At 65.3% G+C, this 24,314-nt stretch carries 20 protein-coding genes; 9 read left to right on the plus strand and 11 right to left on the minus strand.

All coding sequences use genetic code 11. The features are described from left to right. Positions 1-91: 91 nt before the first annotated feature. The 4 genes from WC739_RS05910 to uxuA all read right to left on the minus strand — a co-directional run bounded on the left by WC739_RS05910 (position 92) and on the right by uxuA (position 5,334). A complete protein-coding gene (locus WC739_RS05910; RefSeq protein WP_372952079.1) occupies positions 92-1,123 on the minus strand; it encodes a BMP family protein in 1,032 nt (343 codons plus the stop codon). A 132-nt stretch (positions 1,124-1,255) separates the two neighbouring features. After that, a complete protein-coding gene (locus WC739_RS05915) occupies positions 1,256-2,557 on the minus strand; it encodes an NAD(P)/FAD-dependent oxidoreductase (protein WP_372952080.1) in 1,302 nt (433 codons plus the stop codon). Positions 2,558-2,559: 2 nt separating this feature from the next. Then, positions 2,560-3,939 carry a glutamine synthetase family protein gene (locus WC739_RS05920; RefSeq protein WP_372952081.1) on the minus strand — a complete coding sequence of 460 codons (1,380 nt, stop codon included), beginning with the start codon at positions 3,937-3,939 and terminating at the stop codon, positions 2,560-2,562. A 210-nt stretch (positions 3,940-4,149) separates the two neighbouring features. Next, positions 4,150-5,334, minus strand: a complete 1,185-nt coding sequence (uxuA, locus tag WC739_RS05925) for a mannonate dehydratase (RefSeq protein ID WP_372952082.1) — start codon at positions 5,332-5,334, stop codon at positions 4,150-4,152. Positions 5,335-5,423: 89 nt separating this feature from the next. Here uxuA and WC739_RS05930 point away from each other — a divergent pair, with 89 nt between their 5' ends. After that, positions 5,424-6,209: an SDR family NAD(P)-dependent oxidoreductase gene (locus WC739_RS05930; RefSeq protein ID WP_372952083.1), complete on the plus strand. Its 786-nt coding sequence runs from the start codon at positions 5,424-5,426 to the stop codon at positions 6,207-6,209. Between the two features lie 30 nt (positions 6,210-6,239). Here WC739_RS05930 and WC739_RS05935 read toward each other — a convergent pair whose 3' ends face one another. The 5 genes from WC739_RS05935 to WC739_RS05955 all read right to left on the minus strand — a co-directional run bounded on the left by WC739_RS05935 (position 6,240) and on the right by WC739_RS05955 (position 12,957). Beyond that, positions 6,240-8,312, minus strand: a complete 2,073-nt coding sequence (locus tag WC739_RS05935; protein ID WP_372952084.1) for a 3-hydroxyacyl-CoA dehydrogenase NAD-binding domain-containing protein — start codon at positions 8,310-8,312, stop codon at positions 6,240-6,242. Positions 8,313-8,491: 179 nt separating this feature from the next. After that, positions 8,492-9,439, minus strand: a complete 948-nt coding sequence (locus WC739_RS05940) for an ABC transporter permease (protein WP_372952085.1) — start codon at positions 9,437-9,439, stop codon at positions 8,492-8,494. A 3-nt stretch (positions 9,440-9,442) separates the two neighbouring features. Next, positions 9,443-10,423 carry an ABC transporter permease gene (locus WC739_RS05945; RefSeq protein ID WP_372952086.1) on the minus strand — a complete coding sequence of 327 codons (981 nt, stop codon included), beginning with the start codon at positions 10,421-10,423 and terminating at the stop codon, positions 9,443-9,445. Position 10,424: 1 nt separating this feature from the next. Then, positions 10,425-11,894, minus strand: a complete 1,470-nt coding sequence (locus WC739_RS05950) for a sugar ABC transporter ATP-binding protein (protein ID WP_372952087.1) — start codon at positions 11,892-11,894, stop codon at positions 10,425-10,427. Between the two features lie 49 nt (positions 11,895-11,943). Continuing rightward, positions 11,944-12,957, minus strand: coding sequence for an ABC transporter substrate-binding protein (locus WC739_RS05955; protein WP_372952088.1), 1,014 nt, complete (start codon positions 12,955-12,957; stop codon positions 11,944-11,946). Positions 12,958-13,167: 210 nt separating this feature from the next. Here WC739_RS05955 and WC739_RS05960 point away from each other — a divergent pair, with 210 nt between their 5' ends. The 8 genes from WC739_RS05960 (at position 13,168) to WC739_RS05995 (ending at position 23,174) form a co-directional block, all read left to right on the plus strand. Continuing rightward, a complete protein-coding gene (locus WC739_RS05960; protein WP_372952089.1) occupies positions 13,168-15,585 on the plus strand; it encodes a glucan 1,4-alpha-glucosidase in 2,418 nt (805 codons plus the stop codon). 48 nt (positions 15,586-15,633) lie between these two features. Next, entirely contained in the window at positions 15,634-16,650 is a 1,017-nt protein-coding gene (gene gnd / locus WC739_RS05965) for a phosphogluconate dehydrogenase (NAD(+)-dependent, decarboxylating) (protein WP_372952090.1), read from the plus strand. Between the two features lie 22 nt (positions 16,651-16,672). Next, positions 16,673-18,049, plus strand: a complete 1,377-nt coding sequence (zwf, locus tag WC739_RS05970) for a glucose-6-phosphate dehydrogenase (protein ID WP_372952091.1) — start codon at positions 16,673-16,675, stop codon at positions 18,047-18,049. Positions 18,050-18,061: 12 nt separating this feature from the next. Beyond that, positions 18,062-18,766: an ROK family protein gene (locus WC739_RS05975; RefSeq protein WP_372952092.1), complete on the plus strand. Its 705-nt coding sequence runs from the start codon at positions 18,062-18,064 to the stop codon at positions 18,764-18,766. A gap of 215 nt (positions 18,767-18,981) precedes the next feature. Continuing rightward, positions 18,982-19,446 (plus strand): MucR family transcriptional regulator, encoded by a 465-nt coding sequence (locus WC739_RS05980; RefSeq protein WP_372952093.1) that lies wholly within the window; start codon positions 18,982-18,984, stop codon positions 19,444-19,446. A gap of 108 nt (positions 19,447-19,554) precedes the next feature. Next, positions 19,555-20,655 (plus strand): aminotransferase class I/II-fold pyridoxal phosphate-dependent enzyme, encoded by a 1,101-nt coding sequence (locus WC739_RS05985; RefSeq protein ID WP_372952094.1) that lies wholly within the window; start codon positions 19,555-19,557, stop codon positions 20,653-20,655. Positions 20,656-20,915: 260 nt separating this feature from the next. Then, positions 20,916-22,154, plus strand: a complete 1,239-nt coding sequence (locus WC739_RS05990) for an MFS transporter (RefSeq protein WP_372952095.1) — start codon at positions 20,916-20,918, stop codon at positions 22,152-22,154. A gap of 45 nt (positions 22,155-22,199) precedes the next feature. Continuing rightward, positions 22,200-23,174, plus strand: a complete 975-nt coding sequence (locus WC739_RS05995; RefSeq protein WP_372952096.1) for a glycosyltransferase family 8 protein — start codon at positions 22,200-22,202, stop codon at positions 23,172-23,174. Between the two features lie 10 nt (positions 23,175-23,184). Here the strand turns inward: WC739_RS05995 and WC739_RS06000 are convergent, their stop codons facing one another. After that, positions 23,185-23,913, minus strand: coding sequence for a glutamine amidotransferase (locus tag WC739_RS06000; RefSeq protein WP_372952097.1), 729 nt, complete (start codon positions 23,911-23,913; stop codon positions 23,185-23,187). Between the two features lie 15 nt (positions 23,914-23,928). Continuing rightward, positions 23,929-24,314: TerB family tellurite resistance protein (locus tag WC739_RS06005; RefSeq protein WP_372952098.1), on the minus strand; the 386-nt coding region annotated here is incomplete at its 5' end.

The following is a 24,314-nucleotide window of genomic DNA, read 5'->3' on the forward strand; positions in this document are numbered from 1 at the left end:
ACGGGGTGGGGGTGCGGCGCCGGGCGCCGAAGACCCCCACCCCGCTCCGCTTCGCGGATCGACCCTCCCCACAAGGGGGAGGGTAAGAAGCTCAATCCGAAACCGGCGTGTTCTCGTCGACATCAACCCGGAAATTGCCTTCCAGGATCTCGGCCTTCTTCTTCTCGACCAGGTCCTTGACGTCAGCCGGCAGCGTCTTGTCGAACTTGTGGTATGGCGCCAGGGACGAGCCGCCCTTGGCCATGCGCGAGAAATCGCCGTAGTCCTGCGCGGTGAAGACGCCGGCCTTGACCAGCTTGATCGCCTGTTCGACGGTCGGATACATGTCCCAGACCGGGCCGGTGATGACGGTATCGGGGCCGAGGCTCGATTGGTCCGACATGTTGGAGATGGCGAACACCTTCTTTTCCACTGCCGCCTCGATGACGCCGAAGCGCTCGGCGTAGATGACGTCGGCCCCCGCGTCGATCTGGGCGATCGCCGCTTCCTTGGCCTTGGGCGGATCGAAGAAGGAGCCGATGAAGGCGACCTTCTTCTTGATGTTGGGATTGACCTCTTTTGCGCCGGCAAAGAAGGCGTTGACCAGCCGGTTCACTTCGGGAATGCCCATCGCCGCGACGGCGCCGACAGTGCCCGACTTCGACATCTTGCCGGCGATGATGCCGGAGAGATAGGCGGGCTCATGGATCCAGTTGTCGAAGACGCCGAAATTCGGCTCCGCCGGCCCGGCGCCGGAGCCGAACAGGAAGGCGGTCTTCGGGAACTGTTTGGCCGTGCGGCGCGATTCGCGCTCGGCGGCGAACGCATCGCCCAGCACCAGCTGGTAGCCGCCCTGCGCGTATTCGCGCATCACGCGGCTGAAATCGGCGGTCTGCACCTTCTCCGACCATTTGTATTCGATGCCGAGTTCCTTCACGGCTTTCTGCAGGGCGACATGGATCTGGTTGTCCCATGGCTCCTCGATCGGCGTGGCGAAGATCGCCGCCACCTTCAGCTTCTTGTCCTTGGCGAAGGCGGCATTCGGCAGCATCGCCGCGGCGAGGCCAAGCGCGCCTAGTTCCAGCAGATTGCGGCGCGACAGCCCTTCCTGGGCAAGGCGAAATTTGGTCTTGCGGTTATCCATTGCAGTCCCCTCTGTTCGACAGCCGTGTCGAGCCGGCTGTTCGCGAAAATGTCAGACAGGCAACTATGGAACGGGTCCGGAGTTTTGTCCACATGGTCAAATTTGGCGGGTGGGTGCCCCCATGGAGCACCCTCAATGCTTGATCCTGTCCCGCATCGCGTACCACAGCATCCCCAGCACATAGAGCGGCCCGCGCAGCGCCGTGCCGCCGGGGAACGGCATCGGCGTCAGCGTCGAGAACAGGTCGAGCCGTGACGCGTCGCCGGTGATCGCCTCGGCCAGCAGCTTGCCCGACAGCGTCGACAGGATGACGCCCTTGCCGGAATAACCATGCGCGAAATAGACCTCGCCATAATGCCCGACATGCGGCAGCCGCGACGTCGTCACCGACACCAGCCCGCCCCAGGCATGGTCGATGCGGCAGCCCTTGAGCTGTGGGAAGGTGGCTTCCATATGCGGCCGCACGAAGCCGGCAATGTCGGCCGGCGGCGACGGCGTGTAGCGCTCGCCACCGCCGAACAGCAGCCGTCCATCCGCCGACATGCGGTAATAATTGACGACGAAGCGTGTGTCGGACACCGCGACATTGGCCGGGATGACGTTGCGCTTGCCTTCCAGCGGCTCGGTGGCGACGATGTAGTTGCCGACCGGCATGATGCGGCTGTTGACGCGCGGCTCCAACCCATCGAGCAGGGCATCGCCCGCCAGCACGACATGCCGGGCCCTGACTGAACCCTTCGCCGTCGAGACCCGGATCAAAGGCTCGCGCTCCAGCTTTACCGCTACCGAGTTCTCATGGATGGTGACGCCGGCCGCGGATGCCGCGCGTGCGAGGCCGAGCGTGTAGTTCAGCGGATGCATGTGGCCGCCCAGCGGCTCATACATCGCGCCATGATAGGATGTGTCAACCTTGGCGCGGGCGTCCGCCGCCGACAGGATTTGGGCGTCGCGGAATTTCATTACGCTCTCAAGGCATTTCGCCTCTTCTTCCAGATCCCTGAGATCGGAGCCGTTGACCGCGCCGACCAGATGGCCGGTCAGCCGGAGGTCGCAATCGATGGCATGGCGCTCGATGATGTCGAGGACGAGCCCGCGCGCCTCGAAGGCGAGGTCGAACAGCACTTTCGCCCGCTCGGGACCGTAGAGCTTGACGAGGCCCTTGGCGCCCTTGCGCAGGCCGGGGATCATCTGGCCGCCATTGCGTCCCGAAGCGCCCCAGCCGATCTTGCCGCCTTCGAGCAGCACCACCTTCAAGCCGCGCTCGGCGGCGTGAAGGGCGGCCGACAGGCCGGTGCAGCCGCCGCCGACAACCACGAGGTCGGCGTCTACATCGCCGGCGAGTGCCGGATGGTCGGGCGCCGGATTGGCCGTGGCGACATAGTAGGATTTGTCGATATCGAGGCCCGAATTGAAACCGGTTGAGCTGGAGGCCATGATCACACCTTCAACAGCAGGTGGTCGCGTTCCCAGCTCGTCACCACGCTCTGGAACAGGTCGAGTTCGACGCTCTTGACGCGCAGGTAGGTCTGGAAGAAATCCTCGCCGAGCAGTTTCCGCACCGGGTCGCAAGCCGTGAAACGGTCCAGCGCCTCCTCCATGGTTTTCGGCAGGGTGCTCTTGATCTTGTAGGCGTTGCCCGACGCCTCGGCAGAGCGCGCCAGTTTCTGTTCGACGCCAAGATAGCCCGCCAGCAGCGAACCGGCGATCGCCAGATAGGGATTGCAATCGGCGCCTGGCAAGCGGTTCTCCACCCGCCGCGCGGCGCGGCCGCCGGCCGGCACGCGCAGGCCGCAGGAGCGGTTGTCGTGCGACCATTCGATGTTGGCCGGGGCGCTGTGGTTCGGCCTTATGCGCCGGAACGAGTTCACGTTGGGCGCGAACAGCGGCATGATCTCGGGCACGTATTTCTGCAGCCCGCCGATGAAATGGCCGAACATCTCGGTGTCGGCATCGTCGGCGGTGGCAAACAGCGCATTGCCGGCCTCATCGACAACGGACATATGCAGGTGCATCGAGCTGCCCGCCTGGGCCGCGATCGGCTTGGCCATGAAGGTGGCATGCATGCCGCATTGCTGCGCGGCCTGCCGAGTCAGCCGCTTGAACAACAGCACCTTGTCGGCCAAGGGCAATGCGTCGCCATGCAGAAGATTGATCTCCAGCTGCGCCGTGCCCGATTCATGGATCAGCGTGTCGAGCGGCAGCCCGGCGGCGACGGCATAGTCATAGACGCGCCGCATCACCGGCTCGAATTCCTCTAGCGCGGCCATGTCATAGGGGTGCTGCACGCCCTCGGCCCGGCCATTGGCGCCCACCGGCGCGGTCAGCGGCTGATCGGGATCGGGGTTGGGGGCTGTCAGATAGAACTCCACCTCCGGCGCCACCACAGCGCGCCAGCCGCGCTGCTTGTAGAGATCGAGCACCGCCCGCAGCACATGGCGCGGCGAGGCCATCCATGGCCGGCCATCCATGTGGAAGGCATCGGCGAAGACATAAGCCTTGCCGGCAGCGGCACCCGGCGCCAGGCAGAGCGTCGAGACGTCAGGCACCATGCGCATGTCCGGGTCCGAATAGGCAAAGCCCTCGTCGATCGAGCCGGAATAGCGGCCGTCGATGCTGACCAGGAAGGCGCTGCTCGGCAAAAACAGCGCGCGGTCTTCCAGCGCGTTGAGGAATTTCGCCGTTGGCAGCGCCTTGCCGCGCAGTACGCCGTTCATGTCGGGCACCAGGCACTCGACTTCGTTGATGCCGTGCTGGGCCAGCCAGGCCCCGGGGTCGTTGGAGATCGCAGCGATCGTCATGTTAGGCATTTCGTCCATGTCCGTATCAGAGAAAGTATAGCTTGTGCGGCCTCATCCGCTCCCGGTTTCAACGCCATCTCGGCGCATTGTCCTTGAGGCGGGCGCGCATGGCATTGTCGGCCGGGAGGCCCCTATCCCACAGCTGGTTCCGCCAATCCGGCGGCCGCAAGCACGTATGAATAAGGAGCCGTGGCGGCATCCGTGCCGGCGGCTGACCTGGCCTGTGCGTCAGGCCAGTTCGAACCGCTCCACCGCCCGCATGATGCCGCGCAATTCGGCGAGACCCTTGAGGCGTCCGATCAGCGAATAGCCGGGATTGATCCTGGTCTTGCCGATATCGTCGGCGAGCAGATGGCCATGGTCCGGACGCATCGGTATGCGCCAGTCGGCCCTGCCCTCTCCGCGCCGCCGCGCCTCTTCCTTCATCAGCGCAAGGACGACGTCCGCCATGTCGGTGGAGCCCTCGAGATGCTCCGCCTCGAAGAAGGAGCCATCCTCCTCGCGCGTCACGTTGCGGAGATGCGCAAAATGGATCTTCGGCGCGAATTCCGCGATCATCGCGACAAGGTCGTTGTCGGCCCGCACGCCATAGGATCCGGTGCAGAAGGTCAGGCCGTTCGCCGGGCTGTCGACCGTCTCCAGGATGAAACGCGCATCCTGCGCGGTGGAGACGACACGCGGCAGCCCGAACAGCGAGAAGGGCGGATCGTCCGGATGGATGCACATGCGCGCGCCGACATCCTCGGCGACGGGGATGATTTCCTTCAGGAACCAGGCGAGATTGGCGCGCAATTCCGCCGGGCCGATCGCGTCGTAATCGGCGAGCGCGTCGCGCATCGTTTCGCGATTGTATTTGCGCTCGGTCGCCGGCAGCCCGGCAATCAGGTTGCGCTCTATCCTGGCGATCTGTTCGTCGCTCAGGCTCTTTAGCCGCGCTTCCGCTTCCTTGAGACGCTCCGGGCTGTAGCTCGCCTCGGCATTCCGGCGCCTCAGCACGAACACATCATAGGCGGCGAAATCGATCGCGTCGAAGCGCAGCGCGTAGCCGGTCGTCGGCAGACGGTAGGCGAGATCGGTGCGGGTCCAGTCGACGACAGGCATGAAATTGTAGCAGATCGTGGCAATGCCGGCCTTGGCCAGCGCCCGGATCGTGTCCTTGTAGAAGCCGGCGTAACGCTGCCGCTCGGCAGAGCCGATCTTGATAGAGTTGTGGACGGGGATGCTCTCCACCACCGACCAGGTCAGCCCCGCAGCCTCGATGATGCGCTTGCGCTCGAGTATGGCGTCGAGCGGCCAGGCGCTGCCATCGTAGATGTTGTGCAGGGCCGATACGATGCCCGTCGCTCCAGCCTGTTTGACATGGTCGAGCGTGACCGGATCGTCCGGACCATACCAGCGCCAGCTTTGTTCCATGATTGTCTCTTGTTTGGTTGCGACGCGCCATATTGTCGGGCAACCCATATTGTCGGACAACAAAGACGTGTCAAATCGGAGTTTCGGCAATGAAGGATTTCGACGGCAAGGTAGCCCTGGTGACGGGGACGACCGGGATCGGCCTCGCCAGCGCCAGGCGTCTTGCGGCCGGCGGCGCGGCGATCCTCGCCTGCGGCATCGAAGCGCGAGCCAATGCCGCCATGCAGGCGGAACTGGACGATGCGGGCTTCGCCGCGTTGGTGGTGACGACCGACGTCGCCGTGCCGGACGAGGTGGCCAAGGCAATCGCTGACGGCGTCGCGCGCTTCGGCGGACTGGACATCATCGTCAACTCGGCCGCCGTGCATCCCTACGGCACGGCGACCAGCACGGATTTCGAGACCTGGAACCGGACGATGTCGGTCAATGTCGGCTCGATCTACCTCACGGCCCGTTTTGGCATTCCCGAAATGATCAAGCGGGGCGGCGGCGCCATCGTCAATGTCGCCTCGGTCCAGGGCCACGCCTGCCAGCAGGACGTCGCCGCCTACGCCACCACCAAGGGCGCGATCCACACGCTGACGCGCTCGCTCGCGCTCGACTATGCGCGCCAGGGCATCCGCGTGAACTCGGTCAGTCCGGGCTCGATCCGCACGCCGATCCTCGAACGGGCGGCGCGCGGCGACAACGGCACGGACGCCGATGTCGAGGCGGCCTTCAGGCGCTTCGGCGAGGCGCATCCGATTGGCCGCATCGGCGAGCCGGAGGAAGTGGCCGAACTCATCGCCTTCCTGTGCTCGTCGAAGGCGGGCTTCTGCACCGGCGCCGATTACAAGATCGACGGCGGCCTGACCGCCGGCATCGGCGTCAAGTGAGAGCCGGCCCAGAGCGCAGCGTCGGCCTGATCAGGCTATTGCGTCGGTTTCCCAGCTGCCGGTCTCGGCTAGCCGCTTCAGCAGGGGCGCCGGTCTGAACACGTCCTTGCCGGTCCGCTGATACCAATATTCGAGCCGCCCGATGATCTTGCCAGGCCCTTCCAGCCCGGCCCAGAACATCGGACCGCCCTTGCCGACGGGAAACCCGTAGCCATTGACCCAGATGACGTCGATGTCCGAGGCGCGGGCGGCGATCTTCTCTTCGAGGATTTTCGCGCCCTCGTTGACCAGCGGATAGAGCGTGCGCTCGATGATCTCCTCGGCGCTGATCGTGCGCGCTGCGATGCCGCGCTCCGCCGCCTTGTCGCGGATCAGCGCCTCGACCTCCGGATCGGCAACCGGTGTGCGCGCGCCGGCCTCGTAGAGGTAGAAGCCGCGGCCGGTCTTCTGGCCGAAGCGCCCTTGCTCGCACAGCGTGTCGGCGATGACCGCCGTCTGGCCGCGTGCCTTGCGGTTGCGCCAACCGATGTCGAGGCCGGCGAGATCGCCCATCTGGAACGGGCCCATCGGCCAGCCGAAATCGGTGAAAGCCTTGTCGATCTGGCGTGGCGTGGCGCCTTCCAGCAGGAGCGCCTCGGATTCCGAACCGCGCGCGGCCAGCATGCGGTTGCCGACGAAGCCGTGGCAGACGCCGACGACGACGGCTACCTTGCCGATCCGTCGCGCCATGTCGACCGCGGTCGCCAGCGCGTCCGGCACTGTCTTCTCGGCCCGCACGATCTCCAGCAGCTTCATGACATTGGCCGGTGAGAAGAAATGCAGGCCCAGCACATCCTGCGGCCGCGAGGTCGAGGCAGCGATTTCGTTGATATCGAGATAGGAGGTGTTGGTGGCCAGGATGGCACCGGGCTTGGCGATCGCATCGAGCCTGCCGAAGACCTCTTTCTTGACCGCCATGTCCTCGAACACCGCCTCGACGATCAGGTCGCAATCGGCAAGGTCGGCATAGTCGGTCGAGCCCTTGAAGCGGGCGAGGCGCTCATGGCTGGCCTCTTCGGTCAAGGAGCCGCGCGTGACGGAAACGGCATAATTCTTCTCGATCGTGCCCAACCCGTGGCGCAACGCCTCGTGGCTGGCCTCCAGCAAGGTGACGGCATAGCCACCGTTGGCGAAGGACATGGCGATGCCGCCGCCCATCGTCCCGGCGCCGATGACGCCGACACGGGCGATCCTGCGCTTGGCCGTGTCCTTGCCGGGAAATTTTGCCGCCTCGCGTTCGGCGAAGAACAGATGCCGCTGCGCCCGCGACTGATCGCCGCCGACGAGGTCCACGAACAGCGCGCGCTCCGCCGCCAGCGCCTCGTCGAAAGACAGCGTGACGGCATTGCGCACCGCCCGCGCGCAGGCGATCGGCGCGTCCAGCCCGCGCGCCTTCTTTGCGAGTTCCGCGACCTCGACGTCGAAGGCGGCAAGATCGGTGTCCTTGAGCCCGTCATCGCGATCACGCACCGGCGTGAAAGGCCCGCCCTTGCGCGCGATCTCCCGGGCGAAGTTCACGGCGTGCGTGGTCAGGTCGCCCTCGAAGACGGCATCGACGAGACCCGCTTCATGCGCCTCGGCCGCGCCGATCGGCGCTCCGGAAACGATCATTCGCAATGCCTTCACCGCGCCGACCAGACGCGGCAGCCGCACCGTGCCGCCGCCACCCGGCAAGATGCCGAGCTTGACTTCCGGCAAGCCGAGTTTGGCGCCGGCATCGGCGACCCGAAAATGGCAGCCAAGCGCCAGCTCCAGCCCGCCGCCCAACGCCGTGCCGTGGATGGCGGCGACCGTCGGCTTGGCTATGGTTTCCAGCGTTGCGATGATGGCCCTGAGCTCGGGCTGTTGCATCGGTTTGCCGAATTCGGTGATGTCGGCTCCGGCTACGAATGTCCGGCCGGCGCAGGCGATGACAATGGCGGCGACCGATGGATCGTCGCGCAACTCGACCAGCGCCTGCATCAGCGGCTCGCGGACATGAAAGCTCAGCGCGTTGACCGGCGGATTGTCGATGGTGACGACGGCGACATCGCCTTCGCGGTTGAGCTTCAGGAAATTGGACAAGCAAGACCTCCGGCAATGGTGCGCGGCCTGAAGCCGCCGGACCGCATTACAGTGCTCTGACACGGATGGGAACCGGATGCGGGCCTTGGCTCAACGACAGACGGTGAACAGGCTGGCGCCCGACGGCTTCCGCGGCAATCATAAAGGCGCGGAGAAGGCAGGCCGGTCAGCGTGTCGGGCTATCGCACCGCCTTCTGCCCGCCCGCCGCCGTGATCACCCCGACGATGATCAGCCCCGTCAGCAGCAGCCGCACGCCGGCGCTGACGCCGAACGTGTTGAGCATGGTCAAAAGCAGGACCAGGAACAGCGCCGCGCCCCAAACGCCGGGAACATTGGCCTTGCCGCCGGCCACCGAGGTGCCGCCGATGACGACGACGGCGATCGAAGCCAGCAGGTATTCATTGCCGATGTCGACATTGGCGCCGCGGAAATAGCCGGCGAGCAGCGCGCCATCGATGCCGCCGAGCGCTCCCGACAGCGTGTAGGTGAGGAACCGGATGCGGCCGACATTGACGCCGGCAAGCCAGGCGGCGCGGATGTTCTGCCCGATCGCCAGCACGGAGCGGCCGTAGATCATGCGCTGCAGCGCAATGGCCGCGCCGACGGTGAACAGAACGGTGAGGATCGCCAGCACGGGTATGCCCAGGATCTGCCGGTTGGCGAAATCGGCGAAGCCGGGCGGCGGCTTGATCTGCAGGCCGCGACCGTAGCTTATGTCGATCGACTGGATGATGAAGCTCGCCGACAGGGTGGCGATGATCGGCGGGATGCGCAGCGCCCAGATCAGCAAATAGTTGACGGCGCCGATCGCTGCGCCGCAGGCCAGCGCCGCCAGCAACCCGACCACGATCATCGAATCGCTGCCGCCCATGACCTTCATCGCCACCGCGCTGGCCAGGCCGATATTGGCCGGCAGCGACAGGTCGACATTGCCGGGCCCGAGCGTGATGACGAACATCTGGCCGACGCCGACGATGACGGTGAACACCGCCAGCGACAGCGCCGCGGTCACCATGCCGCCGGCGCCATAGCCGCCGGTGAAGATGATCGTCGCCAGCCACACGACAAGCGCGCCGAGGAAGGACCAGACCCAGGGTTTGGCGACAAGCGATTTCACCAAAATCATCGCTCACCTCTCCTTGCGGCTGATCAGCACCCGCGCCGCCAGCACAATGATCAGGATGGCGCCGTTGGCCGCCACCTGCCAGTCGGGCGGAATGTGCATGAAGGTGAGCAGCGGTGACGCCGCCAGTGCCAGCGTCAGGGCGCCGATCACCGCGCCGATCGGCGACACCCGGCCGCCGACGAATTCGCCGCCGCCGAGGATGACGCCGGCGATCGCCAGCAGCGTGTAGCCATTGCCGATATTAGCGTCGGCAGAAGTGGTGATGCCGATCAGCGCCAGGCCCGAGAGCACGCCGAACAGGCCGGCCAGCGAAAACAGCACGATCTTGGTCTTGAGCAGCGACCAGCCGGCGCGCCCGAGGGCCGCCGGATTGCCGCCCGAGCCGCGCAGGATCACGCCATAGGAGGTCCGCATCAGGCCGAAATGGACGACCAGCCCGATCAGCAGCGCGGCGATGATCGGGAACGGCACGAAGGGCGGCTTGAACGCCATGATCGAAAGCAGCCAGTCCGGCGCCTTGCCGCCCGGTTTCGGCAAGACGAGAATGGCCAGCCCCTGCCAGACGAAGCTCATGCCCAGCGTCACCACGATCGACGGCAGATTGCGCAGATGGATCAGCGCGCCCAGCAGCGCGTAGACACCGATCGACCCGAGCAGGATGAGAACGCCGATAAGCGGCGCATCCTTCAGCCAGGTCGCGGTGACGCAGCCGACGAAACCGACGAAGGTGCCAATCGACAGGTCGAGCTCGTTGCCCGCTATGACGAACATCTGCGCGATCGTCGCCAGCGCGATCGGGATCGCCAGGTTGAGCATCAGGCTGAAGCCGAAATAGCTGATGGCGCGCGGGTTGAGCCAGGCGATGGCGATCAGCACCAGCGCCAGCGACAGCGCCGGCAGCAGCCCGCGAAGCAGCCGCGCGCGGGCCAGCGCGCCACGCTCGGCGGAATTCCTGGCGGTGGCGTCCATGTTGGCCGCCGTCATCTCAGGCCGCATCGCCGAAGGAGGACTGGATGATCTTCTCCTCGGTCAGCTCGTCGCGGCCCAGATTGGCGACGATCCGGCCGTTCTTGAAGACATAGATGTGGTCGCAATTGTCGAGCTCTTCGGTTTCCGTGGTGTACCAGAGGAAGGTGCGACCGTTGCGCGCTTCTTCGCGCACGAGGTCGTAGACCTCCAGCTTGGTGCCGATATCGACGCCGCGCATCGGGTCGTCCATCAGCACGATCTGCGCGTCCGAGCCGAGCGCACGGGCAAACAGCGCCTTCTGCTGGTTGCCGCCCGACAGCGAGAAGATGTTGTTATTCATGTCCGGGGTGCGGATGCCGATCTTCTTTTGCCAGAACTGGGCGAGTTCGGCTTCCCGCCGCGGCGAGATCAGCAGCCCGTTGCGCAGCCGCGCCAGCGAGCGGATGCCGATATTCTCCGATATCGACCATTGCGGGAAGATGCCGTCCGACTGACGGTCGCCGGCAACCAGCGCCACCGGCGCGGTCACCTCGACCCCGGCCCTGGAGCGCGAGGCCGCGGCGAAGATCGCCAGCAGCAGGTCGGTCTGGCCATGCCCCGCCAGCCCGGCCAGGCCGATGACCTCGCCCGCGCGGGCGACGAGTTCGGTACCGTCCTTCTGTCCGGCGGGCCGCGCCCGGACCCGCAGCGGACCGGTCCCGGTCTTGGCGGCGGCGACTTCGGCCGCGATCTTCTGGCGCGCTTCCGCGCCGCCCATCGCCGTGACCAGCCGGTCGCGGTCGAAGGCACTAGCGGCGTCCGTGACGACCACCTTGCCGTCGCGCATCACCACGATGCGGTCGGCATTCCTGAGCACTTCGCCCAGCACATGCGAGATCAGGATGCAGCTCTTGCCGCCGGCGACGAAGCGACGCACGAAGGCCAGCAGCTGCCCGGCCGTATGCGCGTCGAGCGACGATGTCGGTTCGTCGAGGATGACCAGGTCGAGCCGATCCTGCGTCACCGTGAAGGCGCGCGCCACCTCGACCATCTGGCGCCGGCCGATCGAAAGGTCGCCGACAATATCCCACGGGGATATGCCGTGCCCCGGAAAGATCTCGTCGAGCTTTGCGGCGATCAGCTCGGCCGCCTTGCGCCGCCAGCCGAAACCCTGCAGCGAGGCATGGTTGATGCGCGTGTTCTCGGCAACGCTGAGATTGGGGCACAGCGACAGTTCCTGGAACACGCAGCGTATGCCAAGCCGTTGCGCCCGCGACACCGAATAATTGTTCTCGATGCCGCCATGCACGGCGATCGTACCGCTGTCGGGCACGCTTGTGCCCGCCACCATGTGCATGAGAGTCGACTTGCCGGCGCCATTGTGGCCGACGAGGCCGACGCATTCGCCGGGGCCGACATGAAAATCCACCCCGCCCAGTGCGCGAACGGCGCCGAAATGTTTTTCGGCGCCGTTCAACCTGATGATGTCGGCGTTACCTTCAGCCATGCTCAACGATACCTGCTCGATGGTCCGGTCGGCAACGCGTCTTCCAGCCTCACTTGATGTTGGCTTTGATCGCCGCCATCGCGTCTTCCTGGGTGTATTCGTGGGTGGCGACGCCGCCTTCCTTGATCTTGGGCAGCGCTGCTTCGAAATCGTCCTGAGTGAAGGCCAGATACGGCACCAGCAGGTCGTGCGGAATGTCCTTGCGTCCGTCGAGCACCTGCTGCGCCACCCAGAAGGCGAGCGACGACACGCCGGGCGCGATCGACGCGGACCATGTCTGGTAGCCGTCCTTGTCCTTCTGTTCCTTCCACCATTTCAGCTCGTCCTGGCGGTTGCCCATGATGATGGTCGGGCGCGGCTTGCCGGCGGCGGCGAAGGCCTGCGCGGCACCGTAACCGTCACCGCCCTGGTCGACGATGCCGATCACGTCGGGCAGCGACGGCAGGATGGTCGCGACCGCCTTCTGCGCCGTTGTCTGGTCCCAGTCGCCGGTCACCGAACCGACGATCTTGAACTCGGGATGGGCGGCCACGCCCTCGAGGATGCCGGCATGGATGGCATCGTCGATCGAGGTGCCGGCCAGGCCGCGGATTTCCAGCAGGTTGCCGCCCTTGGGCTGGAACTTGGCCATCTGCTCGACTTCCTGCTTGCCCATGTCCTTGAAGTCGACGACGACGCGGTAGGCGCAGGGTTCGGTGACGATGCCGTCGAACGAGACGACGACGATGCCGGCATCGCAAGCCTGCTTGATGGCGCCGTTAAGCGCATCCGGCGAGGCGGCGTTGATGACGATCGCGTCATAGCCCTGCAGGATCAGGTTCTGCACCTGGGCGGCCTGCGTCGGCACTTCCTTGTCGGCGGTGGTGAAGATGTCGGCGGCGCCGACGACCTTGTCCTCGACCGCCTTCTTGGTGACGATGCCATAGCTGTCGAGCATCGCCTGGCGCCACGAATTGCCGGCATAGTTGTTGGAGAAAGCGATCTTCTTGCCGCTGGTGTCGGCAAATGCCGTGCCCGAGGCGAGCATCGCGGCAAGGGTACCCAATACGAATAGTCTCTTCATGTCATACTCCTCCCAAGAGTTGCTGGTCGTAGTGATCGGTCGATGGTGAGTGGCTCGATTTCCTGTTTTTTATCTATTGTCAGACAAATGCAGATGGCCGGCAAGCTGTCAACTGCAATCAGCGGGAGCCCGCCGATCAACTTGCGGTGCAATGATTGAAAAGGCTTCGCGTTCTGGTCTAGGGAGTGGGCCAGGAGAGAGCGAGACAGAATGCCAGTGACGCCAGATCTTGCTCCGGGCGCCCCGGGAATTCCGGCGCGCTGGACATCGAGCGCCAAGAGTGGCGTCGGGACCTCGCTTTCGCCGGCCGGCCGGATCTGGTTCACGATCAGCCACGGCATCCTCAACGAGGTCTACTATCCCCGAGTCGACAGCGCCTGCACACGCGACCTCGGCCTGATCGTCACCGGCCCCGACGGCTATTTTTCGGAAGAGAAACGCGATGCCGCCCACATCATCGAACCGTTCGAGGATGGCGTACCCGCCTACAGGCTGGTCAACAGCGCCATCGATGGCGCCTACAGGATCGAGAAGCGCGTTCTCGCCGATCCGGCACGGCCAGCGCTGCTGCAGGAGATCATCTTCACCCCGCTCACGGGCAGGCCCGGTGACTACCGCGTCCACGCGCTGCTGGCGCCGCATCTTGTCAATGCCGGCATGGGCAACACCGCCTGGGTCGGCACCCACAAGGGCAAGCCGGTGCTGTTTGCCTCGGGTCGCGGCACCTGCCTGGCATTCGCCTCGTCGCTGCCCTGGCGAACCGCGTCGGCAGGCTATGTCGGCGTCTCAGACGGCTGGCAGCAACTGCGCGACGCAGGCCAACTCGATCCGGCCTGCCAGCGCGCCGCGGACGGCAATGTCGCGCTGACGGGCGAGATTGGCTTTACCCCGACCAGGACAAGGGCCGTCCTGGCCTTGGGTTTTGGCGCAACGCCCGACGAGGCCGCCGAAAATGCCTTCGCCAGCCTGAAGCGCGGTTTTGCCGCCGCTGCGAAATCCTACGTCGGGAACTGGCGCAAATGGCAGGGGTCCCTGCTGCCGCTCGACCGCCACGCCCAATCCGGGATCAACTTCTACCGTGTCTCGACCGCAGTCCTGGCGACGCACCAGGCGATCACCATACCGGGTGCCGCTGTCGCAAGCCTGTCCATCCCCTGGGGCTTCGACAAGGGCGACGACGACCTCGGCGGCTATCATCTGGTCTGGCCGCGCGACCTGGTCGAGACGGCCGGCGGTTTTCTCGCCGCCGGCGACGCCGCCTCGGCGCTGCGGATCCTGGATTATCTGCGCTTCATCCAGCAGCCGGATGGCCATTGGCCGCAGAACGCCTGGCTCGACGGTTCGGCCTATTGGCCCGGCATCCAGATGGACGAGTGCGCCTTTCCGCTGCTGCTGGCCGACACCCTGCGCCGCGCCGGCGCCCTTCCGCCCGCCAGGCTCCTGGACTTCCTGCCGATGATCGAGCGTGCCGCCGGCTATGTCGCGCGCAACGGTCCCGTCACCGGAGAGGACCGCTGGGAAGAGGATGCCGGCTACAGCCCCTTCACGCTTGCCGTCGAGATCGCGGCCCTGCTAGCGGCGGCAGACCTTCTCGACGCCTGCGGCAAGCCCGATCCCGCGGCCTATCTGCGCGAGACGGCCGACGGCTGGAACGACCAGGTCGAGCGCTGGACCTATGTCGCCGGGACCGAGATCGGCCGGCAAGCCGGCGTCGCGGGCTACTATGTCCGCATCGCGCCACCCGACAGCACTGAAGCCGGTTCGCCCAAGGACGGCTATGTCCCGATCAAGAACCGGCCCCCCGGCGATACCGACCGGCCCGCCGGGGAAATCGTCAGCCCGGACGCGCTGGCGCTGGTGCGCTTCGGCCTGCGGGCGGCCGACGATCCGCGCATCGTCGACACGGTCAAGGTCATCGACGCGCGCTTGCGCCGCGACCTGCCGCAAGGCCCGCTCTGGTACCGCTACAATCGCGATGGCTATGGCGAGCACGACGACGGGTCGCCCTTCGACGGCACCGGCCAGGGCCGGCCGTGGCCGCTGCTGGCCGGAGAGCGCGCCCATTACGAACTGGCAGCTGGTCGCAAGGACGAGGCGGCCGGCCTGCTCAAGGTGCTGGAAGGCTCGGCCGGAGCGGGTGGCCTGCTGCCGGAGCAGGTCTGGGACGGCGCCGACCTGGCCGAGCGTGAGTTGCTGCATGGGCGCCCCTCCGGCAGCGCCATGCCGCTGGTCTGGGCGCATTCGGAGCACATCAAGCTGTTGCGCTCGCTGCGCGACGGCGCGGTCTTCGACATGCCGCCGCAGGGCGTCAAGCGCTACATCGAGGACAAGACCACATCGCCGCTCAGGACATGGCGGTTCAACAACAAGATCCGCTCGCTGCCTGAGGGAAAGACGCTGCGCGTAGAACTGCTCGCCGCGGCGACGATTCACTGGAGCACCGACAATTGGGCAACGGCCCGGGACAGCGACACGACGGAGAACGCTTTCGGCATTCATCTGGCCGATCTGCCCACGGCCGGCCTCCCCAAGGGAAGCACGATCATCTTCACTTTTTTCTGGCCCGGAACCGGCGATTGGGAGAATGTCGACTTCTCCGTCATATCAGGCGACCCAGATAGCCAGTAGATCCTCCCCGACAAGATTGATTCTTCTTCAGGAAACAGGGACGAAACCATGCAGATCGGAATGATGGGACTGGGCCGGATGGGCGCCAACATGGTCCGGCGACTGATGCGCGACGGCCATGAATGCGTCGTCTACGACATCAACCCCGCCAGCGTCGCGGCCCTGGTGACCGACGGCGCGCTGGGTGCGGCGTCCATGGCGGAATTCGTCGGCAAGCTGGCCAAGCCGCGCTGCGTCTGGCTGATGCTGCCGGCGGCCATCACCGGCAGGATCATCGACCAGGTCGCCGCCCTGATGGAGCCCGGCGATATCGTCATCGACGGCGGCAATTCCTATTATCACGATGCCGTCGACCAGGCCGCGAAACTGGCCGGCAACGGTATCCACCTTGTCGATGTCGGCACCAGCGGCGGCGTCTGGGGGCTGGAGCGTGGCTACTGCCTGATGATCGGCGGCCCGGACGTGGCGGTGCAACATCTCGATTCGGTCTTCGCCACGCTGGCGCCCGGCGCGGACGCCGGCGCACCCACCCCAGACAAGACGGCAGGCACGGCGCCCTTCGGCTATTTGCATTGCGGGCCGAGCGGCGCCGGCCATTTCGTCAAGATGGTGCATAACGGCATCGAATATGGCGTCATGGCCGCCTATGCCGAGGGCATGAACATCCTGAAATCGGCCAATGCCGGCAAAAGGCCACGCACGGCGGATGCTGAGACCAGCCCGCTGGAAAACCCGCAATACTATCAGTTCGACATCGACCTCGCGGAAGTGGCCGAAGTCTGGCGGCATGGCAGCGTCATCGGCTCCTGGCTGCTCGACCTGACCGCAGGCGCACTCAAATCCGACCCCGCATTGGCGAATTTCGGCGGCAGGGTCTCTGATTCCGGCGAGGGACGTTGGACGCTGAAGGCGGCGATCGACACCGGCGTGCCGGCGCCGGTGCTGTCCTCGGCACTGTTCGACCGCTTCTCCTCGCAAGGCGAATCCGAATTCGCCGACAAGCTGTTGTCCGCCATGCGGTATGCCTTCGGCGGCCATGTCGAGAAGCCGAAGGGCGGCAAATGACGGTGGCAGGGGAGACGCGCGCATGAGCCCGGAACGGTCCGACACGCTGGTGCTTTTCGGCGCCACCGGCGACCTCGCCCACAAGAAGATCTTCCCCGCCCTTTACCGGATGGTCGCCAAGGGAACGCTCACCGAACCGGTGATCGGTGTGGCCTTCGACGCCTGGGATCTCAAGCAGCTGCAGGACCGGGCGCACGACGGCATCGTCAAGACGCACGGCACGATCGACGAACAGGTCTTCGCCAGGCTTGCCTCTCTGCTTCGCTATGTCAGCGGCGACTATCGCGACTCGGCCACTTTCGAGAAACTGAAGAGCGCGCTCGGCAGCGCCCAGCGGCCGCTGCACTACATGGCGGTGCCGCCGACCATGTTCGAGACGGTTGTCCAGGGCCTGGAGCAATCCGGCACCGCGCACGGCGCCAGGCTGATGGTGGAAAAACCGTTCGGCCATGACTTGCAGTCGGCGCGCTGGCTCAACCGCGTCCTGCACCTGGTGTTCGACGAACAGTCCACCTTCCGCATCGACCACTATCTCGGCAAGGAGGCGATCCAGAACCTGCTCTATTTCCGCTTCGCCAACTCCTTCCTCGAGCCGATCTGGAACCGCAACTACGTCGAGAGCGTGCAGATCACCATGGCCGAGGATTTCGGCGTCGAGGGCCGTGGCCGCTTCTATGACGATGTCGGAGCCATCAGGGACGTCATCGAGAACCACCTGCTCAACATCCTGTTGCTGCTCGCCATGGAGCCGCCGGTCGGCCGCTCGGCCGACGACCTGATCGACGAAAAGGTGCAGGTGCTGCGCGCCATCCGGACGCTGACCAGGGACGATGTGGTGCGCGGTCAGTTCAAGGGCTACCTCGACGAGCCCGGCGTGAAGCCGAATTCGCCGGTCGAGACCTTCGCCGCGGTGCGTTTCTTTGTCGACACATGGCGGTGGCAGGACGTGCCGTTCTTCATCCGCGCCGGCAAGAACATGCCGGTCCATGTCACCGAGGTGGTGGTGCGGCTGAAGCGGCCGCCGCTCGACGTCTTCGACCCGATCAAGCCCGCCGACCAGAACTATGTCCGCTTCCGCATCGACCCGCAGGTGGTGATCGCGATCGGCGCCCAGCGCAAGGAGGCCGGCGACGACATGATCGGCGAACAGGTCGAGCTGACCGCTCTCGACGACAGCAAGGCCGACATGCCGCCCTATGAGCGGCTGATCGGCGACGCCATGAATGGCAACGGCCAGCTCTTCACCCGCCAGGACGCCAGCGAACTTGCCTGGCGTATCGTCGGCCCGGTGCTCGGCGACACCACGCCGCCACACCTCTACGAGCCGCTGACCTGGGGCCCTGCCGATGTCATGAGCGGCTTCGCGCCGCCCAATGGCTGGATCGATCCGGTGAAGTGAAAGGGGTACGCAATGGCCAGATCAGCGAAGCGACCCGAGGCGGACGCCGGCAAGATCGTGATGGTGGTCGACATCGGAGGCTCGCACGTCAAGATCCTGACCAGCGCCGGCGGCGAGGAGCGCCGTGTCGACTCCGGACCGGGCCTGACGCCGGATGACCTGATCGATGCGGTGAACAAGCTCGCCGACGGCCTGTCCTACGACCTCATCTCGATGGGTTATCCCGGACCGGTCAGCCAGAACAGGCCGCTGGCCGACCCCGCAAACCTCGGCGCCGGTTGGGCCGGCTACGATTTCGCCGCGCGATTGGGCAGGCCGGTGAAGATGGTCAATGACGCGTTGATGCAGGCGATCGGCAGCTATGATGGCGGACGCATGCTGTTTCTCGGTCTGGGAACCGGCCTCGGCGCCGCCATGATCGTCGCCAATGTCGCCCAGCCGATGGAACTCGCCCACCTTCCCTACAGGAAGGGCAAGAGCTTCGAGGACTATGTGGGCGAACGCGGCCTCGTAAAGCGCGGCAAGAAGAAATGGCGCGGATATGTCTTCGACGTCGTTGACCGGCTTCGCGCCGCCATGCAGCCGGACTATGTCGTCATAGGCGGCGGCAATGTCGACAAACTGAATGAATTGCCGGCCGACTCAAGGCGCGGCGACAACACACGCGCTTTCGAAGGCGGATTTCGTTTGTGGCGCGACAAGGCGCTGATAGTCTGATATTGTTACTGTTCAGTATAGTTGTTCAAAACAACGTGTGATCGCGATACCAAGTCATTGCATTGGCCAGATTCGCCGACTAGGAATTCCGCGCCACAACCTCGCCGCTCGTCCCGTGGACGAGCAAATGATGCCGCGGCATTTGATTTTGCGCATGATCCTTTCCGGAAATCGAAACCGATTTTCAGCTCATTCGCGTTAGACGGAGAAATAGATTGACCGACGATAACGACAGCGCCCGTAAAGACATCGACCTTCTCGAACTCACCGCCCACATCGTGTCGGCTTATGTCGAGAAGAACCGCCTGCCGGTTTCCGGCCTGGCTGACCTCATTGCCAGCGTCAGTGCTTCGATCAGCGGGCTGGGCCAGCCGGTCGCCCCGGTGGCGGCGCCGCTGGTTCCCGCCGTCAACCCGAAGAAATCGGTGACGCCGGATTTCATCATCTGCCTCGAGGACGGCAAGAAGTTCAAATCGCTGAAGCGTCATCTCGGCGTGCACTTCAATCTGACGCCGGACGCTTATCGCGCCAAGTGGGGCCTGCCGGCGGACTATCCGATGGTTGCCCCCAACTATGCCGCCTCGCGCTCGCTGCTGGCGAAATCGATCGGCCTCGGCCGCAAGGCCGCCGAGGTGGCGCCCGTCAAGGCCAAAGGTCGGAAGGCCAAGGTTTCTGCCTGAACCGATACAGCTCTGTGGCAATGAAGTGATGAAGCCCTGCCGGCGCATTCACCCGGCGGGCTTCATGCTTGCGGCCTGGATGGTCCGGGCCGGTTCTTGGGGTGAGCGATGAACTACACCAGGATGGTGATCGAGAAAGAGGCGCCCGAGGAATACGGCTACGACCGCATCCGCTTCAATCTCTCCGAAAGCTCGATCGCGGACCAGAAACTGTCCGACATCGGCCTGTCGCTGCCCGACCTCACGCTCTTCTACGGCGAGCATCGCGGCGACAAGGAATTGCGCGCGCTGATCGCGGCGCAGGACACCGGCATCTCACCCGATGATGTGCTGGTCACCGCAGGCGCCGCCGGCGCGCTGTTCATCATCTCGACCGCGCTGCTTTCGGCGAGCGATCACCTGGTCGTCGTCAGGCCAAACTACGCCACCAACATCGAGACCCCTAGGGCGATCGGCTGCGCCATCGGCTTTGTCGACCTGGCTTTCGAGGAAGGCTTCGCCATCGGCATCGACCGCGTCAAGGCGGCGATGCGGCCGAACACGAAGCTGATCAGCGTCACCTGCCCGCACAACCCGACCGGCACGATGATGGACCGGGCGGACCTCGATGCGCTGGTGACGCTTGCCGAGGCCAATGGCTGCCATATTCTGGTCGACGAGACCTACCGCGATCTCTCCTATGGCAGGCGCCTGCCATCGGCGGCCTCGCTGAGCACCAAGGCAATCAGCGTCTCATCGCTGTCCAAGGCGTTCGGCATTCCCGGCATCCGCATCGGCTGGCTGGCCACCAGGGATGCCGCACTTCAGGAGACGTTCCTCGCCGCCAAGGAGCAGATCGGCATCTGCGGCAGCGTCATCGACGAGGGCATCGCGCGCGGCATGATGGAGCGCCGCGACGCGTTCCTGGCCAGGCTGTTGCCCGAAATGGCGAAGCGCCGCGACATCGTCCAGGCCTGGATCGACCGCGAGCCGCTTGTCGACTGGGTACGGCCTGAAGGGGGCGTCGTCGGCTTCCCGCGCCTCAATGTCGATGCCGGCTTCGACCTCGACCGGTTTTATGTCGACCTGCTGGAAAACCACGGCACCTATGTTGGCCCCGGCCACTGGTTCGAGATGGGCAAGCGCTTCTTCCGCGTCGGTTTCGGTTGGCCGGCGGAAGCCGAGTTGAGGGGCGGCCTGGAAGCCATTTCGGCCACTCTGCGGCAGTAACTTCCGCGTGCAAGACAAGGAGCGGGGAGAAAGTCCCTTGATCCAGGCCTGATTTTAACGCATATGCGCGCCGAACTTTATCAAGTTCCATTGGCCGGAACAGCGCCCATTCGGGAAGTGCCCCGCCGGCATCGCATCGGCCCGAAAATCGTTTCGATTTTCGGAGAGCACGATGCGAAAACTAACAAGTGTTGGAGCGCACTTTGTGGGTCCGGTCGGGCGCACGTCGCTCCAATGCACTCGCAACGGGGCCTATCTCCATGATGCCAGAACAAACGTCGCCGGAGCAGCGCTACGCCGCGTTCCGGCATAAGGCCTTTCTCAGCTACTGGACGGCCCGCTTCCTCACCACCTTCGCGACCATGATCGTCTCCGTTGCCGTCGGCTGGCAAATCTATGATTTGACGCGCGATCCGTTCGACCTTGGCATTGTCGGCATCGTTCAGTTCCTGCCGTCGCTGCTGCTGGTGCTGGTGACCGGCGTCGTCGCCGACCGCTTCGGCCGCCGGCTGATCATGGCGCTGGCAACGGTGGTCGAGGCAGGCTGTGCGCTCGTTCTCCTGTACTTCACCCTGCGCGGCCTCGTCAGTCCGCTGCCGATCTTCGTCGTTCTGGCGCTGTTCGGCATGGCGCGGGCCTTTTACGGACCGGCCTCGTCATCGCTGTTCGCCAACCTGGTGCCACCGGAAGATTTCGGCAATGCGATCGCCTGGAACTCGTCGGCGTGGCAGACGGCAACGATCGTCGGGCCGGTCGCCGGCGGCCTGCTCTATGGCGTTTCTCCGGAGGCCGCATACGCCGTCGCCTCCGTCCTGATGCTGGTGGCCGGCATGCTGATCTTCACCATTCCCAAGCCAGTCCAGCAAACCGCCACCGACAAACCGACGATGGAGACGCTATTTGCCGGCTTCCGCTACATCTGGAGCGAGAAGATCGTGCTTGGCGCCATCTCGCTCGACCTGTTCGCCGTGTTGTTGTCGGGTGCTTCGGCCCTGCTGCCCGTCTATGCCCGCGACATCCTGCAGCTCGGACCCTGGGGCCTCGGGTTGCTGCGCTCGGCTCCCGGCATCGGCGCCATCTGCGTCGCCATCTGGCTGGCCGGCCATCCGATCCGCAACCATGCGGGCCTGATCATGCTCGGCTTCGTCGCCGCGTTCGGCGCCTTCACCGTGCTGTTCGGCCTGTCGACCATTACCTGGCTATCGATCGTCGCGCTCGCCTTCCTTGGCGCCACCGACATGTTCAGCGTCTACATCAGGGAGACGCTGATCCAGCTGTGGACGCCGGACGATGTGCGTGGCCGCGTCAATGCCGTGAACCAGGTCTTTGTCGGTGCCTCCAACGAGGTCGGCGAATTCCGCGCCGGCACGATGGCGGCTTTGATCGGCACGGTTCCGGCGGTGGTGATCGGCGGCGTCGGCGCCGTCGCGGTCGCGGGATTGTGGGCATATCTGTTCCCGCAATTGCGCAAGGTGCGTCATCTCAGGGGCCGCAACTGATTGAGCGCCGCAGACAGGCCGATGGAGTCGATGCGGCCGACCACCATGACCCCCTGTACTAGCGTTGCCCTTTGTGTCGACGGCGGAAATGTCGACCAGGCGGGGGTGACGATTGCCTCGGTGGTGGCGCACCTCTCACCCGGGCCACCCCTCACGTTTCATGTATTCCACGGTGAGCCACCCAGCCGTCGCTCGCGCCGCCTAGCGAGGCTGCGGGTTGGCCCGCACCGGCTGTTGGTGCATTACGTCGAGAACCGGTTTCGCAACATAGCGCTCTTCGACCACGTCACCCCGGCGGCGTTGCTGCGGTTGCAACTGGGCGAGTTCCTGCCCGCCCTGGATCGCGTTCTGTATCTCGATGCGGACATCCTCGCGGTAGCCGACATCCGGCCGCTCCTCGACACCGATCTTGGCGGTGCCGTGGCGGGTGCCGTTCAGGATCTGGGCCTGCACGCGGCCCTTGCCGAGGAGGCTATTACCGGCCAGCCCGATCATGTGCTCCATGTCCGCGACGCGCTCGGCTGGGACCCCGACACCTTCATTTATGTCAACTCAGGCGTGCTGCTGCTTGACCTCGCCGCCCTTCGCCGCGAACGGTTCGGCGAGCGGGCGGGGCAACTTGTGCTCGACCACCCGCATCGGTTCCGCTGGCGCGATCAGGACGCCATAAACCTGCTGCTCTCGGGCCGCGTCGTTCTGCTGGATCCGCGCTGGAACACGATGGTCTGGTTCCTCGAGCGGGAACCGCGCCGCCACCATGCCGATATGGCCGCCGTCGCACTGCAGCGCCGCGATCCCTGGCTGCTGCATTTCTCCGGCGCCTGCAAGCCATGGCATGGCCTTGTCGATATAGAGGACTATCGCCGCTGGTGGCGCGCCGCCCTGCGCACGTCGCCGGTCTGGGGCATGAGGTGGCTCGGGCTGCGGCTGGCGGCAGCGGCCTCGCCGGCAGCGAGGTTGATACAGCGGCGACGCCGGCGCCGGCGTGCAAAGCCGCTCTCGCCCGGCGCCACTCGATAGGCGCGCGCGATCAGGATCTGCCCTGGCTGGACGCCGGTCTGCCGAAAATCGTCCGCAGGAACTCGTCCAGCCAGCGCTTCAAGTGCATGTCCCAGATCAGCCGGCCGCCGAGATGATCGCGCCCGGGCTGCGCGCCAGGCAGCTCGAAGCGTTGGGCGCCGCGCACCACCCAGCGCTGCATCATCATCCGGGTCAACTCGCCATGGAACTGGATGCCCCAGGCGTTCTCTCCGTAGCGAAATGCCTGGTTGGGATAGGTTTCCGCCGTCGCCAGCAGCGTCGCGTCCCGGGGCAGCGAAAAGCCTTCGCGGTGGAACTGATAGACCATCTCCGGCCAGGGCATCAGCTGCTTGCCGGCTTCGGTTGCCGCCAGCTTGTACCAGCCGATCTCGACCAGCCCTTCGCCATGGCCCTCGACCTTGCCGCCGAGATGATTGGCCAGCATCTGCGCGCCGAGGCAGATGCCGAGGAACGGCCGGTTCTCCTTGAGCGGAACCTCGAGCCAGTTGGTCTCGCGGCGGACGAACTCGTCCTCGTCATTGGCGCTCATCGGCCCGCCGAACACCACCGCGCCGGCGTGTCCTTCCAGTGTTTCCGGCAAGGCATCGCCCAGAGGCGGGCGACGGATGTCGAGATCGAAACCCTCTTGCAGAAGCATGTGGCCGACGCGTCCGGGGCTCGAACTCTCCTGATGCAGTACGATCAGGATCTTGGGCTTCGAACTTGTCTGGCGCGGCATTGGCAGGCGAATATCCTATTCGTCCGAGGAGGTTCCGGTGGCGCCGGGCGCGTGCGCGGCCGCAGTGCGGCGCGCCTCGATGCGGTCGCGGCGCTCGACGCCGATCAGTTCGGCGACGCGCCAGACCGTGTTGTCCTCCAGCTCGTGCAATTCGCCATCGGCATAGACGATCTCCCACATCAGGCCGATGAAGGCCTTGCGCGCGTCGGCATCGAGGTGGCGCTTGAGCACGCTGGTGAAGGCATGCAGGTCGATCGACTCATTGTCCGCCCGCTCGCCGGCGGCGGCCAGCGCTTCGAGCTCGTCGCCGCTGATCGAATAGCTCTGCGCCAGCACCGCCTTGAACTTCTCCCATTCGACATCCTGGCGCACGCCGTCGGCATTCATCACATGGTAGAGCA

Origin of the sequence: Mesorhizobium sp. (genome assembly GCF_041661565.1) — a bacterium.
GTDB lineage: Bacteria > Pseudomonadota > Alphaproteobacteria > Rhizobiales > Rhizobiaceae > Mesorhizobium.

Excerpts from the sequence above, each read along its gene's own strand:
- uxuA (WP_372952082.1), bottom strand. The coding sequence starts at position 5,334 with ATGGAACAAAGCTGGCGCTGGTATGGTCCGGACGATCCGGTCACGCTC.
- WC739_RS05975 (WP_372952092.1), top strand. The coding sequence starts at position 18,062 with ATGGCCAGATCAGCGAAGCGACCCGAGGCGGACGCCGGCAAGATCGTG.
- WC739_RS05940 (WP_372952085.1), bottom strand. The coding sequence starts at position 9,439 with ATGATTTTGGTGAAATCGCTTGTCGCCAAACCCTGGGTCTGGTCCTTC.
- WC739_RS05985 (WP_372952094.1), top strand. The coding sequence starts at position 19,555 with ATGAACTACACCAGGATGGTGATCGAGAAAGAGGCGCCCGAGGAATAC.
- gnd (WP_372952090.1), top strand. The coding sequence starts at position 15,634 with ATGCAGATCGGAATGATGGGACTGGGCCGGATGGGCGCCAACATGGTC.
- WC739_RS05910 (WP_372952079.1), bottom strand. The coding sequence starts at position 1,123 with ATGGATAACCGCAAGACCAAATTTCGCCTTGCCCAGGAAGGGCTGTCG.
- WC739_RS05920 (WP_372952081.1), bottom strand. The coding sequence starts at position 3,939 with ATGGACGAAATGCCTAACATGACGATCGCTGCGATCTCCAACGACCCC.
- WC739_RS05955 (WP_372952088.1), bottom strand. The coding sequence starts at position 12,957 with ATGAAGAGACTATTCGTATTGGGTACCCTTGCCGCGATGCTCGCCTCG.
- WC739_RS05995 (WP_372952096.1), top strand. The coding sequence starts at position 22,200 with ATGACCCCCTGTACTAGCGTTGCCCTTTGTGTCGACGGCGGAAATGTC.
- WC739_RS05950 (WP_372952087.1), bottom strand. The coding sequence starts at position 11,894 with ATGGCTGAAGGTAACGCCGACATCATCAGGTTGAACGGCGCCGAAAAA.
- WC739_RS05945 (WP_372952086.1), bottom strand. The coding sequence starts at position 10,423 with ATGACGGCGGCCAACATGGACGCCACCGCCAGGAATTCCGCCGAGCGT.
- WC739_RS05990 (WP_372952095.1), top strand. The coding sequence starts at position 20,916 with ATGATGCCAGAACAAACGTCGCCGGAGCAGCGCTACGCCGCGTTCCGG.
- WC739_RS05960 (WP_372952089.1), top strand. The coding sequence starts at position 13,168 with ATGCCAGTGACGCCAGATCTTGCTCCGGGCGCCCCGGGAATTCCGGCG.
- WC739_RS05915 (WP_372952080.1), bottom strand. The coding sequence starts at position 2,557 with ATGGCCTCCAGCTCAACCGGTTTCAATTCGGGCCTCGATATCGACAAA.
- zwf (WP_372952091.1), top strand. The coding sequence starts at position 16,673 with ATGAGCCCGGAACGGTCCGACACGCTGGTGCTTTTCGGCGCCACCGGC.
- WC739_RS06000 (WP_372952097.1), bottom strand. The coding sequence starts at position 23,913 with ATGCCGCGCCAGACAAGTTCGAAGCCCAAGATCCTGATCGTACTGCAT.
- WC739_RS05930 (WP_372952083.1), top strand. The coding sequence starts at position 5,424 with ATGAAGGATTTCGACGGCAAGGTAGCCCTGGTGACGGGGACGACCGGG.